Annotated in this window: 17 protein-coding genes; 7 read left to right on the forward strand and 10 right to left on the reverse strand. The window is 66.1% G+C overall.

Going from position 1 to position 15,901, the window contains the following annotated elements:
- Positions 1 to 144: 144 nt before the first annotated feature.
- From L1O02_RS09815 to L1O02_RS09830, 4 genes are all read left to right on the forward strand, one after another.
- Positions 145 to 822 carry a response regulator gene (locus L1O02_RS09815; protein ID WP_108546035.1) on the forward strand — a complete coding sequence of 226 codons (678 nt, stop codon included), beginning with the start codon at positions 145 to 147 and terminating at the stop codon, positions 820 to 822.
- Positions 823 to 2,148 carry an ATP-binding protein gene (locus L1O02_RS09820; protein ID WP_060840356.1) on the forward strand — a complete coding sequence of 442 codons (1,326 nt, stop codon included), beginning with the start codon at positions 823 to 825 and terminating at the stop codon, positions 2,146 to 2,148.
- 419 nt (positions 2,149 to 2,567) lie between these two features.
- Positions 2,568 to 3,980: an aspartate aminotransferase family protein gene (locus L1O02_RS09825; RefSeq protein WP_108546034.1), complete on the forward strand. Its 1,413-nt coding sequence runs from the start codon at positions 2,568 to 2,570 to the stop codon at positions 3,978 to 3,980.
- Between the two features lie 82 nt (positions 3,981 to 4,062).
- The gene (locus tag L1O02_RS09830) at positions 4,063 to 4,287 is read left to right on the forward strand and encodes an MbtH family protein (protein ID WP_016965112.1); all 225 of its coding nucleotides are present in this window, start codon (positions 4,063 to 4,065) and stop codon (positions 4,285 to 4,287) included.
- A gap of 435 nt (positions 4,288 to 4,722) precedes the next feature.
- Here L1O02_RS09830 and L1O02_RS09835 read toward each other — a convergent pair whose 3' ends face one another.
- The 10 genes from L1O02_RS09835 to L1O02_RS09880 form a co-directional block, all read right to left on the reverse strand.
- Complete coding sequence (locus L1O02_RS09835; protein ID WP_060844249.1) at positions 4,723 to 5,550, reverse strand: class I SAM-dependent methyltransferase; 828 nt, start codon at positions 5,548 to 5,550, stop codon at positions 4,723 to 4,725.
- Positions 5,551 to 5,761: 211 nt separating this feature from the next.
- Positions 5,762 to 6,745 (reverse strand): zinc ABC transporter substrate-binding protein, encoded by a 984-nt coding sequence (locus L1O02_RS09840; RefSeq protein ID WP_108546033.1) that lies wholly within the window; start codon positions 6,743 to 6,745, stop codon positions 5,762 to 5,764.
- Positions 6,746 to 7,645, reverse strand: a complete 900-nt coding sequence (locus tag L1O02_RS09845) for a metal ABC transporter permease (protein ID WP_060844247.1) — start codon at positions 7,643 to 7,645, stop codon at positions 6,746 to 6,748.
- Positions 7,645 to 8,388 (reverse strand): metal ABC transporter ATP-binding protein, encoded by a 744-nt coding sequence (locus L1O02_RS09850; RefSeq protein ID WP_060840350.1) that lies wholly within the window; start codon positions 8,386 to 8,388, stop codon positions 7,645 to 7,647. Before L1O02_RS09850 ends, L1O02_RS09845 begins: the two co-directional genes overlap by 1 nt.
- Positions 8,385 to 9,314, reverse strand: a complete 930-nt coding sequence (locus L1O02_RS09855; protein WP_108546032.1) for a metal ABC transporter substrate-binding protein — start codon at positions 9,312 to 9,314, stop codon at positions 8,385 to 8,387. The genes L1O02_RS09850 and L1O02_RS09855 overlap by 4 nt, the downstream gene beginning before the upstream one ends.
- Positions 9,315 to 9,349: 35 nt before the next feature.
- Positions 9,350 to 9,922, reverse strand: coding sequence for a DUF6162 family protein (locus tag L1O02_RS09860; protein WP_108546031.1), 573 nt, complete (start codon positions 9,920 to 9,922; stop codon positions 9,350 to 9,352).
- A complete protein-coding gene (locus tag L1O02_RS09865; protein WP_060844243.1) occupies positions 9,919 to 10,257 on the reverse strand; it encodes a hypothetical protein in 339 nt (112 codons plus the stop codon). The genes L1O02_RS09860 and L1O02_RS09865 overlap by 4 nt, the downstream gene beginning before the upstream one ends.
- Complete coding sequence (locus L1O02_RS09870) at positions 10,254 to 10,796, reverse strand: thiamine pyrophosphate-binding protein (protein ID WP_108546030.1); 543 nt, start codon at positions 10,794 to 10,796, stop codon at positions 10,254 to 10,256. Before L1O02_RS09870 ends, L1O02_RS09865 begins: the two co-directional genes overlap by 4 nt.
- Positions 10,793 to 12,016 carry a PepSY domain-containing protein gene (locus L1O02_RS09875; RefSeq protein ID WP_060840345.1) on the reverse strand — a complete coding sequence of 408 codons (1,224 nt, stop codon included), beginning with the start codon at positions 12,014 to 12,016 and terminating at the stop codon, positions 10,793 to 10,795. Before L1O02_RS09875 ends, L1O02_RS09870 begins: the two co-directional genes overlap by 4 nt.
- A 309-nt stretch (positions 12,017 to 12,325) precedes the next feature.
- The gene (locus L1O02_RS09880) at positions 12,326 to 12,793 is read right to left on the reverse strand and encodes a VOC family protein (RefSeq protein WP_060840344.1); all 468 of its coding nucleotides are present in this window, start codon (positions 12,791 to 12,793) and stop codon (positions 12,326 to 12,328) included.
- Positions 12,794 to 13,076: 283 nt separating this feature from the next.
- Here L1O02_RS09880 and L1O02_RS09885 point away from each other — a divergent pair, with 283 nt between their 5' ends.
- From L1O02_RS09885 to L1O02_RS09895, 3 genes are all read left to right on the forward strand, one after another.
- On the forward strand, positions 13,077 to 14,300 hold the full coding sequence (locus tag L1O02_RS09885; protein WP_129406346.1) for an SfnB family sulfur acquisition oxidoreductase: 1,224 nt from the start codon (positions 13,077 to 13,079) through the stop codon (positions 14,298 to 14,300).
- Between the two features lie 4 nt (positions 14,301 to 14,304).
- Positions 14,305 to 14,970 (forward strand): methionine ABC transporter permease, encoded by a 666-nt coding sequence (locus L1O02_RS09890; RefSeq protein WP_060844239.1) that lies wholly within the window; start codon positions 14,305 to 14,307, stop codon positions 14,968 to 14,970.
- A gap of 80 nt (positions 14,971 to 15,050) precedes the next feature.
- Positions 15,051 to 15,821, forward strand: a complete 771-nt coding sequence (locus L1O02_RS09895; protein WP_060844238.1) for a MetQ/NlpA family ABC transporter substrate-binding protein — start codon at positions 15,051 to 15,053, stop codon at positions 15,819 to 15,821.
- The last annotated feature ends 80 nt before the right edge of the window (positions 15,822 to 15,901 follow it).

Here is a 15,901-nt window from a genome sequence, read left to right on the forward strand (position 1 = left end):
AAACCGGTGCAAGTGGGAAGCACAATGGCGGGTCCTGATTAACCGATGATTAACCATACTTGGGTTGTTGCAGGGCGGCGCCGGGCATAATGTCCGCTTAATCCGCTGCCTGCCTAATCAACGCCTTTCGTTACAGGACCGACCATGCACGTACTTGTCTGTGAAGATGATGAGCTGATTGCCAGCGGAATAGTCGCCGGCCTCACGGCCCAGGGCCTGACGGTCGAGCATGTGGCCTCTGCCTCGGCGGCGCGGGCCATGCTCGGCGTGGCCGATTTCGACGTGATGGTACTGGACTTGGGCCTGCCGGATGAAGATGGTTTGAAGTTGCTCAAGCAACAGCGCCAGCAGGGCCTGGAGATTCCGGTGCTGATCCTCACCGCCCGCGACTCGGTGAGCGATCGGGTCGACGGCCTGCAGGCCGGGGCCGACGATTACCTGCTCAAGCCCTTCGACCTGCGGGAACTGGCGGCGCGCCTGCACACCCTGTTGCGCCGGGTGGCGGGGCGCAGCGTCAACCTGATCGAGCACGGGCGCCTGACCTACGACCCCAGCACCCGGGAAACCCGCCTGGGCGGCGAACCGGTGGACCTGTCCCGGCGCGAACAGGCGCTGCTCCAGGCCCTGCTGCACAACCGCGGCCGGGTGCTGTCCAGCGAACAGCTCAAGGACAGCGTCTACGGGTTCAACGATGAGCTGGAAAGCAACGCCCTCAACGTGCACATCCACCACCTGCGGCGCAAACTCGGCAACGGCATCGTCGAGACGGTGCGCGGCCTGGGCTATCGCCTGGGGCCGGCCGATGGCCAGGAGAAGTCATAAGTGAGGAGCCTGCGCCTGCGCCTGAGCGTGACCCTGGGCGCTGCCTTCATTCTGATCTGGACCCTGGCCGCGGCCTGGATGCTCAGCGATCTGCGCAATCAGATGATGTTTTCCCTGGACCAACGCCTGGTGGCGTCGGCGCGCATGGTGGCCGGCCTGCTGGAACAGATGCCGGCGCTGCCTTCCGACACCCATGCCCATCCCATTGCCAGCGCGGCCTTGACCATTCCCGGGGGCATGGCCTGCCAGGTCAGCTCCCTGCGCGGGCAGGTCCTGGCCCGTAGCCACAGCACGCCTGAACACACCCTGGAAGCCGAGAAACTGGGCTTTCATGACCAGATGATCGACGGCGCGCCCTGGCGCACCTTCACCCTGGTGCGCGGTGATCTGCGCATCACCACCGCCGACCGCCAGGTGGAACGCGAAGCCCTGAACATGTCGGTGCTGCTGGCCGCTTCGGTGCCGGTGGGGGTGGCCTTGCTGGGCTGTCTGTGGCTGTTGTGGCTGGGCATCGGCCAGAGCCTGGCGCCGTTGAACCGGATTCGCGACGCGCTGATGCGCCGCAGCGCCGACTCCCTGGAGCCGTTGCAGATCCAGCCCATGCCCAGCGAATTGCGGCCGCTGGTGGACACCCAGAACCAGCTGTTCCAGCGCATCGCCAAGACCATCGAACGCGAACGCCGCCTGACTGGTGATGCCGCCCATGAATTGCGCAGCCCGCTGACCGCGATCAAGACCCACCTGCAGGTGGCGCGCATGACCGACGGTGCGGCCCGGGATCAATCCCTGGCCCGGGCCGAGGAGGGCGCCGACCGCCTGCACCGGACCCTGGAGCAACTGCTGTTGCTGGCTCGGGTCGAGGGCAGCCTGTCGTTCGATGACGGCGTGCACTGCAATGCCGAGCAAGTGGTTCGCCTGGCAATCCAGGATGCCGCCGTGGGCGCCCGGCAGCGGGTCAAGGTGCACCTGGGAGAGCACGCCGCCGAGGCCCCGGTGGCCATGCCCTCGACCCTGGCGATTGCCGCCTTGCGCAACCTGTTGGACAACGCCCTGCGCCACACCCCGCAAGACTGCCCGGTGGAGTTGAACCTGGAGCTGGTGGCCGGTCGCCTGCGTTTCCAGGTGCGTGACCATGGTCCGGGGATTGCCCAGGAAGACCTGCAGCACCTGACCCAGCGCTTCTGGCGCAACAGCCAGAGCACGGGGTGCGGACTGGGCCTGGCGATTGTCCAGGCCATCGTCCAGCGCTGCGGCTGCGAGCTGAACTTCGACAGCCGTCCTGACGGCCTGCGGGTCGAACTGACCCTGCCTGCCCACCCCGCCTGACCCATCACCGCCCGCCGCAGGCGCTGGCTTGCCAGCGAAGGGGCCTTTGAGACCGCCTTCGCCAGCAAGCTGGCTCCTACAGGGCCTTGTACGTTCCGCCTGCCCGCCGCAGGCGCTGGCTTGCCAGCGAAGAGGCCCGTGAGACCGTTTTCGCCAGCAAGCTGGCTCCTACAGGGCCTTGTACGTTCCGCCTGCCCACCGTAGGAGCTGGCTTGCCAGCGAAGGGGCCCTTGAGATCGCCTTCGCCAGCAAGCTGGCTCCTACGGGGCGGTATGTGCAATTTCCTCGCCCTGGGGTGTAAATCCCGACCTCGCTGGTGCGTTTTTAGAACAGGAAAACCTGTCAGTGTGCACCCGCGCTTGGGCTGCGCATTCGGCCGGTGGCCGTTTTGCTCAAATTGCAGCGCGAGGGTTCGAGACATGTCAGCCGTTACCAGCCTTATGGACGATCAGCCGGTGGCCCTTGCCGCCATCCCGGCCGAGACGCTTTACCAGTTCGACGAGTCGCCCCTGCTGGCCCGTCAGAACCGTCAGGAATCCAATGCCCGCAGCTACCCACGGCGCATCCCCCTGGCCCTGAAGCGGGCCAGTGGCATTCATGTCGAGGATGTCGAAGGCCGGCGTTTCATCGATTGCCTGGCCGGTGCCGGGACCCTGGCCTTGGGCCACAACCACCCGGTGGTGATCGCCGCGATCCGGCAGGTACTGGCCGATGAACTGCCGCTGTTGACCCTGGACCTGACCACCCCGGTCAAGGACCAGTTCGTCCAGGATCTGTTCGGCCTGTTGCCCGAGGCCCTGGCCGCCGAAGCCAGGATCCAGTTCTGCGGCCCCACCGGCACCGACGCCGTGGAAGCCGCGCTGAAACTGGTGCGCACCGCCACCGGGCGCAGCACTGTGCTGTCGTTCCAGGGCGGTTACCACGGCATGAGCCAGGGCGCGCTGAGCCTGATGGGCAGCCTGGGGCCCAAGCGGGCCCTGGCCGGCTTGCTCAACAACGGCGTGCAGTTTCTGCCGTTCCCCTACGACTACCGTTGCCCGTTCGGGCTCGGTGGCGCCGAGGGGGTCAAGGTCAACCTGCATTACCTGGAAAACCTGCTGAACGATCCTGAAGCGGGCGTGGCCCTGCCGGCGGCGGTGATCGTCGAGGCGGTGCAGGGCGAGGGCGGGGTGATCCCGGCGGACCTGGACTGGCTGCGAGGGTTGCGGCGCATCACCGAGCAGGCCGGGGTGGCGCTGATCGTCGATGAAATCCAGAGCGGCTTTGGTCGCACCGGCAAGATGTTCGCCTTCGAGCACGCCGGGATCATTCCCGATGTGGTGGTGATGTCCAAGGCCATCGGCGGCAGCCTGCCGCTGGCGGTGATGGTCTATCGCGACTGGCTCGACACCTGGCAGCCGGGGGCGCACGCGGGCACCTTCCGCGGCAATCAGATGGCCATGGCCACCGGTTCCGCGGTGATGCGCTACCTCAAGGAACAGCGGCTGCCCGAACACGCGGCCGCGATGGGTCAGCGTTTGCGCGAGCACCTGCTGATCCTGCAGCGCGACTACCCGCAACTGGGGGATGTCCGCGGCCGTGGCCTGATGCTCGGCGTCGAGCTGGTGGACCCGGCCGGCGCGCCGGACGCCCAGGGCCATCCGCCACAGCATTTGCGCCTGGCTCCCCTGGTGCAGCGTGAATGCCTCAAGCGCGGCCTGATCCTCGAACTGGGCGGGCGCCATGGCAGCGTGGTGCGCTTCCTGCCGCCGCTGATCATCAGCGCGGCGCAGATCGATCAGGTGGCGGACATCTTCAGCAAGGCAGTGGCCGCCGCGGTGGCCAGCCTCTAATTTTTCTCGGCCCTGGTTCGTTCCTTCTACACAACTGCCACGCCTGGGGCGCGGCACACCTTATTAACGACGGAGACAAGCAATGACTTCAGTATTCGACCGTGAGGACATCCTGTTCCAGGTGGTGGTCAACCACGAAGAGCAATACTCGATCTGGCCCGACTACAAGGCCGTGCCGCAAGGTTGGCGCACCGTGGGCAAGAGCGGTTTCAAGAAGGAGTGCCTGGCCTACATCGAAGAAGTCTGGACCGACATGCGCCCCCTGAGCCTGCGCCAGAAGATGGACCAGCAGGCCGTGGCCGGCTGATCTGCAAGGCCTGTAGCCGCTGCTGAGCCACGGCGAAGCTGCGCAAAGGGCCGCAGGCCCTTCAGCGTTCTCAAGAGCAGCGCCTCCTACGGAGCCGTTCGCAGCCTGCGGCAGCGGCTACAAAAACCCGGATCGAGATTATTGCTGTAGCCGCTGCTGAGCCACGGCGAAGCTGCGCCAAGGGCCGCAGGCCCTTTTGCGTTCTCAAGAGCAGCGCCTCCTGCGGAGTCGTTCGCAGCCTGCGGCAGCGGCTACAGAAATCCGGATCGAGATTATTGCTGTAGCCGCTGCTGAGCCACGGCGAAGCTGCGCAAAGGGCCACAGGCCCTTCAGCGATCTCAAGAGCAGCGCCTCCTGCGGAGCCGTTCGCAGCCTGCGGCAGCGGCTACAAAGGCGCTGGCTTCTTGAGCTTGACGGGGTTTTCATGCCCGGCGATCAGGCGCTGCGCTTGACGGCCTGCAGGGTGTAGCTCAGTGGCAGGCGCCATGGCGCTTGCTTGAGTCGCCATTCGCCGCGTTCATCCACCACCATCTGCCCGGGCAGGGCCTCCCAGGGAATGCTCTGGTGCTCCACCAGCCCGGTGATTTCCAGGCCCTGGGCCAGCAAGGCGCTGATGATTTCCCCCAGGCCGTGGTTCCATTCGTGGGTCACCGTGGCCTTGAGGCTGCTTTCGGTTTGCACGTAGGTGTTTTCGTCCTCCCAGACCAGCGGCTCGCTGCGTTCGAAGTAGGGGTATTCCACCCGCAGCGAGTCGCTGTGATCTTCATTCAGGGCCCAGAGCATCGGGTGCCCTTCGCGGATAAACAGCCGGCCACCGGGCTTGAGCAGGGCGCCGACGGTCTGTGCCCAGCGCTCGATGCTCGGCAGCCAGCACAGCGCGCCGATGCCGGTGTAGACCAGATCGAAGCTGCCCTTTGGCAACACCTCGGCGGCCAGGAACACGTCCGACTCGTGGTAGTCGATGGGTGTATGGCAGCGTTGGGCCAGGGTCCGGGCTTCAGCCAGGGACGCCGAGGAAAAATCCAACCCGCTCATCTGCGCGCCGAGGCGGGCCAGGGACAGGGTGTCGGTGCCGATATGGCATTGCAGATGCACACCGCGCAGGCCCTGGATGTCGCCCAGCAGGGGGCGGTCGAACTGCACCACGTCGGAGAGAAACTGCGGGTCATCGACGAAGCGCTGCACCGCGTAATCCGCCGAGGCGGCGTGCAAGGGCGCGCGTTCGTCCCAATTGGTCTTGTTGAGTGTCAGGTATTCGCTCATGGCGTGGGGGTCCTGTCTGGGCATTTTTGCGAAGCGCAGACTAGCACCGGGCAATGAGCACAATCTTGAGCAAATATGTAAGCGGCCCCTGATGCCGACTGTAGCCGCTGCAGAGCCATGGCGAAGCTGCGCAAAGGTCCGCAGGACCTTGCCTGGCTATCGCCCGCCGAACGCCGCGTCCCTGCGGGCCGTTCGCAGCCTGCGGCAGCGGCTACAAGGCCAGGGCCTGGGTGACTTTTTGCAGGTTGCCTTCCAGTTCGCCGAGCGGGTCGGCGCTGTCGGTTTCCAGCACCAGCAACTGGCTGCCACCGGCGCTGATGGCGGCTTTCAGTGCCTCGGACGGCTGGCGGTGGTGCAGGACCAGGGCCACGTCGTTGTCCTTGAGCCGGGCTTGCAGCTTCTGCAGGGCTTCGGGCGTCCATTCGTTGTCGGCGCGGGCGTCGACTTCCACCAGCTCCAGGTTCAGGCCGCTGACCAGATAGCCAAAGTGCTCGGAGAGGCTCAGCACGCTGAGGTTGTCGGCCTCGGCCAGGCGCGCTTCGCTGTCGGCGCTGAGTTTCAGCAGGCGTTGTTTCAGCCCCGCCAGGTTGCGCTCGATCTGGGGCTTGGCTTCGGGGGCCAGGCGTGCCAGGTCGGCGGCGAGCACATCCGCCATGCGCCCCAGGTTGTTGCTGGACAGCCAGGGCTGGGCGTTGAGCCCGTCGCGCTGGCCCGGTTGCAGGGCCACCCCGGGCAGGGCGCCATCCACCGGGCGGGCGGCATCGATTTCGACGATGCGGATGTTGCTGCGCCGGGCGTTGGGGTACAGCGGGTCGTCCGGCCAGATCGAGCGCAAGCCGATCACCGCGTCGGCATCCAGCGCCAGCTTGCTCAGGGCCGGGGCGCCGCGCCCGGTGAAATAGGCGGTCTGCCGCGAGCCGGGGAGGTTGGCCGGGGCCGCCCGCTCCAGCTTGATGGGGGTGCCTTGCAGCAGGATCTGCCCCAGGCCGAAGGTCACCGGCAGCGAGGCCAGCACCGTCAGCGGTTTCTGCGAGGCGGCGCTGTGCAGCGCGGTATTGCCCATGCCATGGCTGGCCACCACGCGCATCGGCTCGAAGTGGTCGCGCTCGGCCAGGGCCGGGGTGCTGATCAGGCCGCCGAGGATCAGGGCCAGGCTCAGCTGACGCAATGACAAGTGACGCAGTGAACTGTGCATTTATCCGATATTCCCTTTCAGGCTGGGGACAGTGCCGCGGGCGATGGCGGCCAGGGCGAAGGCCACGCCGGCCACCAGGATGATGGCCGCGCCGGAGGGCACCGGCAGGTCGAAGATGATCGGCAGCAAGATGCCGCACAGGGTGCTGACAGTGGCGATGCTCACCGAGATCCAGAAGAAGCCCTTGAGCGACTGGCTGAGCAGGCGGGCGGCAGCGGCCGGAATCACCAGCAGCGCGCCCACCAGGATCGCGCCGATGACCTTGACCGCCGCCACGGTGATCAGGGTCACCAGGATCACGAACAGGTAGTCCAGGGTCTTCACCGCCACCCCGCGCACCGCCGCCAGCTGCGGGTTGAAGCTGGCCAGCATGATGCGGTTGTACAGCGGCAGGCTCAGGCCCAGCACCAGGGCGCCGACGATCAACAGCACCAAGAGGTCGTTGCCGTTGACCGTGAGCACCGAGCCGAACAGCACGTTCTCCAGGATGTGCACGTTGATCTTGCCAGCCAGGATCAGCAGCAGGCTGGCGCCCAGGGCCAGGGACACCGAGAGAAACACCCCGATCAGGGTGTCCGGGGCCAGCCCGGTGCGGTTGCGCAGGTAGTTGAGGAGGATGCCGAACAGCAGGCAGTAGCCGAACAGGCTGCCGTAGGGGCCGGTGTAGGGCTCGCCCAGCAGGATGCCGATGGCCACCCCGGTCAGCGCCGCGTGGCCCACGGCTTCAGAGAAGAAGGCGAAGCGCTTGACCACCACCAGGGTCCCCAGTCCACCGAGCACCGGCCCGATCAGCAGGCCGGCCAGCAGCGCATTGACCACGAACCCGTAGGCCAGGGCTTCGGGCAGGTAGCCGGCCGAGGCCCAGCCCTGGACCATCAGGCGAAAAGCTTCATAGGTCATCAGGCAGCGCTCCCGGCGGCTCGTGGATGGGTGGAGAACAGGCTGAGCAGGCGCTCCGGGGTCAGGGTCTGTTGCGCCGGACCGTCGAACAGCACCCGGCGGTTGAGGCCGGTGACCCGGTCTGCCAGGCGGCCCACGGCTTCCAGGTCGTGCTCGATCCACAGCAGGGTGATGCCGCTCTGGCGCCAGTCGTGGAGCAGGCGTTCGAAGACCTGGATCCCGGCTTCGTCCAGGGCCGACATCGGTTCGTCCAGCACCAGCAGTTGCGGGGCCGGGATCAGGCCCTGGGCCAGCAGCACCCGCTGGCGTTCACCGCCGGACAGCGCGCCCATGCGTCGCTTGCGCTTGTCCTGCATGCCGACCCGTTCCAGGGCGTCGCCAATCGCCTGGGCGAAATGCCGGCTCAGGCCGAGGAAGGCCGGGCGCCGCTGGCACATGGCGGCCATGAAGTCGTCCACGGTCATCGGCAGGCCACGGTCGAATTCCAGGGCCTGGGGCACGTAGCCGATGGTGCCGGGGGCGCCGGGCCATTGCAGGCGCAGTTGGCCCTGGTGCGGCATCTGCCCCAGCAGGGTCTTGATCAGCGAGCTCTTGCCGCCGCCGTTGGGGCCCACCAGCGCGTGCACGCTGCCGGGCTGCACCTGGAAGGTCACGCGGTCGAGGATGGTGGTGCGGCCCAGGGTCAGGCCGACCTGGTCGAACTCGACGGCCGGACCGCGCAGCAGGGTTTCGATGGCGGTCATGCCCCGGCCTCCTGGATGGCCCGGACCACGGTGTCGAGGTTGCCTTTCATCTCCTTCTCGTACTTGTCGGCGCTGTAGTCGCCGTAGGAAATGTGCGACAGCGGGTAGAGCTTGACCCCGGACTCGCGCTGGATGGTCTCGACGTAGGTGGAGGGGAAGTCCATCTCCGAGAAGATCACCTTGACGTCCAGCTCGCGCAGTTGGTCGATGGTCTTCTTCAACTGGCTGGGGCTGGGCTCGATGCCGTGGGCCGGTTCCACCACCGCGGTGACTTGCAGGCCGAACTCGCGCAGCAGGTAGTCGTAGGCGGCGTGCACCGTGGCCACCCGCAGGTCGGCATTGGGCGCCTGGGTCAGCTTGGCCAGGGCGTCGGCGCGCAACTGGCGCAGGCGCTTGCCGTAGGCCCGGGCGTTCTGGGTGTAGGTCTTGGCGTTGGCCGGGTCCAGCTTGCCCAGCTCGCGGGCGATGTTGTTGACCTGGGCGATGGACGCGCTGATGGAGAGAAAGGTGTGCGGGTTGACCACCTTGCCGGCGCCCCGGGCGGCGACCCCGGTGGCGGCTAGCAGCGGCACGTTCTCGTTGGCTTCGATCAGCGGGATGTCCGGGCGCTCGCTGGCGGCGATCATGCGATCGGCGAAGTCATCGTGGCCCACGCCGTTGAGGACGATCACGTCCAGGCTGCCGATGCGCTTGATGTCCTCGGCCCGGGGCTCGTAGGCGTGGGGGTTGAAGCCGGCGGGAATCAGCGGCACCACCTCGGCCTTGTCGCCGACGATGTTCGCTACGTAGCTGTAATAAGGGTGCAGGGTGATACCGATGCGCAGGCGCTTGGCCGGGTCGGCGCTGACCACGGGGCTGAGCACCAGGGCCAGCAGGCTGACCAGCAGCACCCGCAGGAATGGGCGGCGTTGCGATGAAATGGGCATGGCTAGCGTTCTTCTCTCGGGTGAATGCAAAAAGATCAGTGACGATGCTGGCGAGTCACCCCGGCATCGAATTGCGCGACCACCTGTTGCCAGCCGGCGGCGGCCAGCGTCGCGTCGCTGAGATCGACCGGCACGGCGACGGATGGGGCGCGGTTGAGCCAGATGTCCACCTTGGCCTGATTCTCGGTATCCAGGCGCATCAGGAAGGAGCCGGCCACTTGCGGGTTCTGGCTCAGGCCCAGGTAGGCCTGTTCGTGCAATTGCCAGGCGTGGCCGCCACGGCTGACCGAACTGGCGTCCTGGGCGAAAGGGGCGAAGCCTTCCGCGGCCAGTTGCTCCGGGCTCGGCAGGCTCTGGTGTTCGGCGTGCAGCAGGTGGATCTCGTCGAGGGTCACCCGCAGGTCGGCATAGATCCCTTGCTCGCCGGCGCTGAGGTCGCGACGGGCGTCCAGTTGGTGGCTGGCGACGCTGGCGGTTTCGACTGTTTCGCCGCGCCACAGCACCACGCTGCCGGCGACACACAGAATCAGCAGGCACAGCAACAGGACGTAGAGGGTTTCGTGGCCGGCGCCGGCGGGGCGCACGACCTGGGTGGTGGCAGGAGTCATGGGGCCTCGATATCCGCTTGGTCGATCTCGACCACGTGGCCGGGGCCTGCATCGAACAGCACGTAGAACTCGCTGGAAGGCTTCTTGAAGGTCAGGGTCGAATCGCTGCCGAGCTTGCCCGGCACGAGGATGGTTTCGTCGTAGCCGATCACGTCCAGGGTCACTCCCGGCGCGCCGCTGCCATCGGAAAAACCACCGGTGCAGCGGATCTGCTCGGCGTCGATGGCCTTGCACTCGCACATCGGGTTGTGGGCCAGGGCGCTGTGGCTGAAGGCGCCGGCCAGCAGCAACAGGGCCAGGGCGCCAAGGCGCCGGGGGGGTACTGCGCGGGTCATCGTGTGCCTCCTTGTTTTTCGAGCCAGGCCACGGTGGCGGGCGAGGCCAGGCTCAGGGGAATGGATGCCTGGTGCATGCTGCCGTCCCAGCCTTCCAGGGTGATCCACAGCTCGGCGTCGGCTTTGGTCTTTTCCGGAATCGGCAGGCTGGCCCCCATGCGGTACGGGCTGCCGAAGAAGATCACCCCGGCGGCCCGCAGGCTGCGGGGCTTGCCGATGCGCAGGTAGGTGGCCTTGACCGGTTCGATGCAGGCCTGGCACAGGGCGGCGTTGAAGCTTTTCAGGTAGCCGGCGGGGCCATCGCTGCGGGGCGCTTCGTTGCGCATCTCGGCCAGACGCAGGCTCCAGGGGCCGACCTGGATTTCACCGATCTCCCGTTCCCCCAGGCCGCTGTCGCCGCGAAACAACGACGCATCGGCGAGGTACTTGGGCATGAAGCCCAGGGGGATCAGCAACAGCAGGATGTTCAGGTGAAAGCGCCATTTATGCCAAAGCCGGCTCAGCTGCGAAGGCGCGGTTGCGCTGTGGGTCTGGCTCACGGGTGGCTCTCCGAAGTTTCGATGCTCATGGCCGGGGTGGGCGTCGGTACGGGTTTGCTCGCGGGACGCGCCCGGGCGGCCTTCTCCTCACGCTTGAGGGCGTTGGCGGTGGCCAGGGCGGTGCGCTTGGTCCAGATCAACAGCCCGCTGAGGACCATCATGCTCAGCACCAGGCCGAAGAAGAACCAGATCAGCTTGACCCAGATCCCGCCAAAATCTCCGGTGTGCAGCGGGCGCATGGACTCGGTGACGAACTCCAGGGTGTTGCGGTCCCCCAGCAGGTGAGAGGTGTCCAGGGAGCCGGTGTAGGGGTTGATGTTGGCGGTCTGGTACATCAGCGGGTACCAGCCACGACCGCCTACGTACAGGTGGCTGTAGGCATTGCTTGGCAGGCTGACGAAGCTGATGTCGAAACCGGGGATCTTCTGGGTGGCGATGCCGATGGCCTGGTCCAGGCCGATCATCGGCGCGGGGCTGCCGTCGGTGGTGGTCGGCACTTGCTCCCGGGCGATGACCGGAACAATGGGTTGGCTGGAAATGCTGATGTGGTTGTCGGCGAGCACGGCCTCGATCAGGAACCAGATGCCGGTGATCGAGATCACCGTGATAAACCAGATGGACCAGATGCCGCTCAGGCGGTGGAAGTCGCCCCAGAAGATCCGTGCCCCATGGCGCAGGCGCAGGGTCGGCTTGAGAAAGCCCTTCCAGAACTTCTTGTAGACCACCAGCCCGGTGATCAACGAAATCAGCAGCGGCAGGCCGAGGAACGACACCAGGTACCAACCCCAGCTGTAGCCGTTGGTGAAGGGCACCAGCCACCAGCCATGCAGGGCCCGGGTGAAGCCCTGGAAGTCGAACACTGGGCTGGTGCCCTGGATGGCCCCGGTATAGGGGTTGACGTAGAGCGTCGGTGAGCGGCCGTCCGGGTAGCTGACGCTGACACTCAGGGCGAAATGGCTTTCGTCCGGGGTCACGATGGTATCGATGCGGGTGCTGGGGTCGGCCTGCTTGATGGCCGCCACGATCTGGTCGTAATTGAGCGGCTGGGCATCATCGCTGGGTTTACTGGCTCGGATATCCGGATTGGCCAGCCACACGATCTCCTGGCTGACCACCGCCAGGGTGCCGGTGACACAGACGATCAGCACGAAGAACCAGATGGGCAGGGCCAGCCAGCTGTGCACCAGAAACCAGATTTTTGAACGGGACTTCTTCGACATGGAGTGGGCGTCTTGATTCGAGGAGTGGAGCGGCACTGGAACCTTCGGCCGGCCCCGGGGCAAAACACCCGGGGCATAGCCGTGGCCAACGCGGCCTGCTGCATCTAATTAAGACGAATGAGAATCGTGAATCCTGAAAGGCGATATGAAAGTAAATGTTACGAAGCTGGGAAAACCTGGTGAAAGCCGCTGTTTTACCGATTTGGCCAATGCCCCTGGCCCTGTAGGAGCGGGCTTGTCCGCGAACGGGCCCGCAAGGGCGCCTTCGCCGGCAAGCCGGCTCCTACAGGCCTTGGCTGGCTAGAGGGCTCAGCCGGCCTGTTGCTGGAACATCTCCCGCGCCCGCCGGGCGATTTCCTCGGCGCTCAGCGTTTCCTTGCGGCTGGCCAGGAACCACACATGGCCGAACGGATCGCGCAGGCTGCCGCTGCGGTCGCCGTAGAACTGGTCCTTGACCGCCGACACCTCGGTGCCGCCGGCGGCAATCGCCCGGGCGAAGCTGCTGTCGACATCTTCCACATACAGGTGCAGTCCGACCGAGGTCTTGTGGGTGTCCGGGCTGTCCATCGGGGTTTGTTCGCAGGGGCTGCCGAGCATGATGGCCGAGCCGCCGATGCGCAGTTCGGCATGGCCGACGCTACCGTCGGGCATGTCCAGGCGCATGCTTTCCTCGGCGCCGAAGGCCTGCTTGTAGAACTCGATGGCCTCGGCGGCGCGCTTGATGCCCAGGTACGGCGTGACGCCGCTGAAGCCTTCGGGAATGGGGTTGACGCTCATCTGGGGTTCTCCTTGATGTTGTCTGGGGCAAACCGGTCCGTCGCCGGATCGAGCCGCTTTCACTCTATACCCGGGTATCCCCGGCACTGGCATGGACCGACGAGGTGTCGTCCGGGCAACAGCATTTCACTGTTGGCCCGGCAACAGTGCTCCAGCAATTTGTCCGGTGGCCCGCTGGGCAATCCCCTGCTACGGCCGGTAAACCCTTGAATTCAAAGGCCCGATTTTTCGGCACAGAAGCTGCAATGACAGCCTGCAACCTTCATCCGCCCGAGAGCGCTGTATGTCTTCTTTGCCTGAATCCGCCTTTTATCCCCTGCACACTCCCGCCGCCCAGGTGATCCGCGATGGTGCCGAGGCCCTTGCCGTGGCCCGGCAAGTGGCGGCGGTCCTGCTGGAGCAGGACGCCGAACGCGACCGCAGTCGCCAGGTGCCGGTGGAGCTGCTTGACCTGTATTCCAACAGTGGCCTGTGGGGCATCAGCGTGCCGCGGGAGTTCGGCGGCGCCCAGGTGTCCTACGCGGTACTGGCCGAGGTGATCGCGATCATTTCCGCCGCCGATCCGTCCCTGGGGCAGATCCCGCAGAACCATTACTGCCTGCTGGAAGACATTCGCCTGCAGGGTACCCCGGAGCAGCAGGCGCACTTTTTCGCCCTGGCCCTGCAAGGCCATCGCTTTGCCAACGCGCTGTCGGAAACCGGCGGCAAGAACGTGCAGGACATCCAGGCCAGCATCCGTCGTTCAGGTGACGGTTATGTGATCAACGGCCGCAAGGGCTACTGCACCGGCTCGCTGTATGCCCACTGGCTGGCGGTACTGGCCCTGGATGAACAGGGCCGGGGTCAGTTGGCCTTCGTGCCCCGGGGCAGCGCGGGGCTGGCGGTGCTCGACGACTGGGACAGCATCGGCCAGCGCACCACCTCCAGCGGCACGGTGCTGGCACAAGACCTCAAGGTGCCGGCCTTCAATCTGTTCCCCACTTACCGCTCCTATGAGCGTCCGACCCTGGCCGGGCCCTTCGCCCAGCTGACCACGGCGGCCATCGACGCCGGGATTGCCCGGGCGGCGCTGCGCGACACCGTCGACTTCGTCACCGAGCACGCCCGGCCATGGATCGATGCCGGGGTGGACAAGGCCGGCGACGATCCGCTGACCATCATTCAGGTGGGGGCCCTGGACATTCGCCTGGAGGCCGCCGAAGCCTTGCTGGAGCGCGCCGGTCTGGCCCTGGACGCGGCGCGTCCGGCCCCCGATGAAGACAATGTCGCCCTGGCTTCCGTGGCGGTGGCCCGGGCCAAGGTGCTGACCACCGAGATCGCCATCGAGGCCAGCAACAAGCTGTTCGAACTGGGCGGCACCCGCTCGACCCTCAAGCGCCACAACTTCGACCGCCACTGGCGCAATGCCCGGGTCCACACCCTGCACGACCCGGTGCGCTGGAAGTACCACGTGGTGGGCAACTGGCTGCTCAATGGCATCAAGCCGCCGCGTCACGACTGGTCCTGACGCCATGGCCGAATGGTTCAAGCACCTCTACTGGGCCGACATCGCCCAGGCCTGTCTCGACACCCTGAGCATGCTCGGGGCGGCCCTGGGCTTCACCGTGTTGCTGGGGCTGCCCCTGGGGGTGTTGCTGTTTCTCACCGGCAAGCGCCAGCTGCACGAAACCCCGGGCCTGTATCGGCTGCTGTCGTTGATCGTCAACGTGCTGCGCTCCTTGCCCTTCATCATCCTGCTGATCGTGCTGATTCCCCTGACCACCCTGCTGGTGGGCACCTCCCTCGGCGTGCCGGGGACCATCCCGCCGCTGGTGGTGGGCTGCACGCCGTTCTTTGCCCGGCTGGTGGAAACCGCCCTGCGGGAAGTGGACCACGGGGTGGTGGAGGCGACCCAGGCCATGGGCGGCAGCACCTGGCAGATCATCCGCCACACCCTGTTGCCCGAAGCCCGGGGCGGCCTGCTGGCGGCGGTCACGGTGACCGCCATCGTGCTGGTGGACTACACCGCCATGGCCGGGGTGATCGGTGGCGGCGGCCTTGGCGACCTGGCGATCCGTTACGGCTACCAGCGCTTCCAGACCGACGTGATGCTGGTCACCGTGATCCTGCTCCTGGTGCTGGTGCAGGGCCTGCAGATGACCGGCGACCGCCTGGTGGCGCACTACAGCCGACGTTGACCCAACGTATTCACAACCTGAAAAAACCGGCCTCACGTGCACCCCACGACGGCTGTCCGTATCTGCCTTAGGAGCAACCCATGAACAAGATCCTGGCCATCCTGGCCGCCGTACTGTCCTTGAGTGTCCACGCCAACGAGAAGCTGGTGGTGGGGGCCACCCCGGTGCCCCACGCCGAGATCCTCGAATTCGTCAAACCCGAGTTGGCCAAGGAAGGCGTGGACCTGGACATCAAGGTCTTCACCGACTTCATCCAGCCCAACCAGCAACTGGCCCTGAAGAACCTCGACGCCAACTACTACCAGTACCGGCCGTTCCTCGATGATTTCAACAAGACCCGGCACACCGACCTGGTGCCGGTGGTGGGGGTGCACATCGAGCCCTTCGGCGCCTATTCCACCAAGATCAAGACCATTGCCGAGCTCAAGGACGGCGCCACGGTGTCGATTCCCAACGACCCGGTGAACACCGGCCGCGCCCTGGTGCTGCTGCACGAAGCCGGGCTGATCAAGCTCAAGGACCCGAGCAACACCCTGGCCACCCAGCGCGACATCCTCGACAACCCCAAGCACCTGAAGATCCGTGAGCTGGAAGGCGCCTTGCTGGCCCGTTCGGTGAGCCAGGTGGACCTGGCGTTCGTGTTCGCCAACTACGCCCTGGAGGCCGGGATCGACACCAACAGCGCGCTGATCGTGGAGAAGGGCAAGGACCTGTACATCGAGTTTTTGGTGGCCCGTGCGGACAACCGCGACGACCCGCGGATCCAGAAACTGGCCAAGGCGCTGAACTCCGACGCCGTGCGCCAATTCATCCTGACTCGCTACAAGGGCCAGATCGCCCCCGGCTTCTGAGCACCGCCCGATCCCCGGTTGCTACGAAGAGGCGGATTGTTGGAGCTGGCTTGCCAGCGAAGAGGCGCGCAAATCGCCTT

This window comes from Pseudomonas sp. BC42 (assembly GCF_021560055.1).
Taxonomy (GTDB): Bacteria; Pseudomonadota; Gammaproteobacteria; order Pseudomonadales; family Pseudomonadaceae; genus Aquipseudomonas.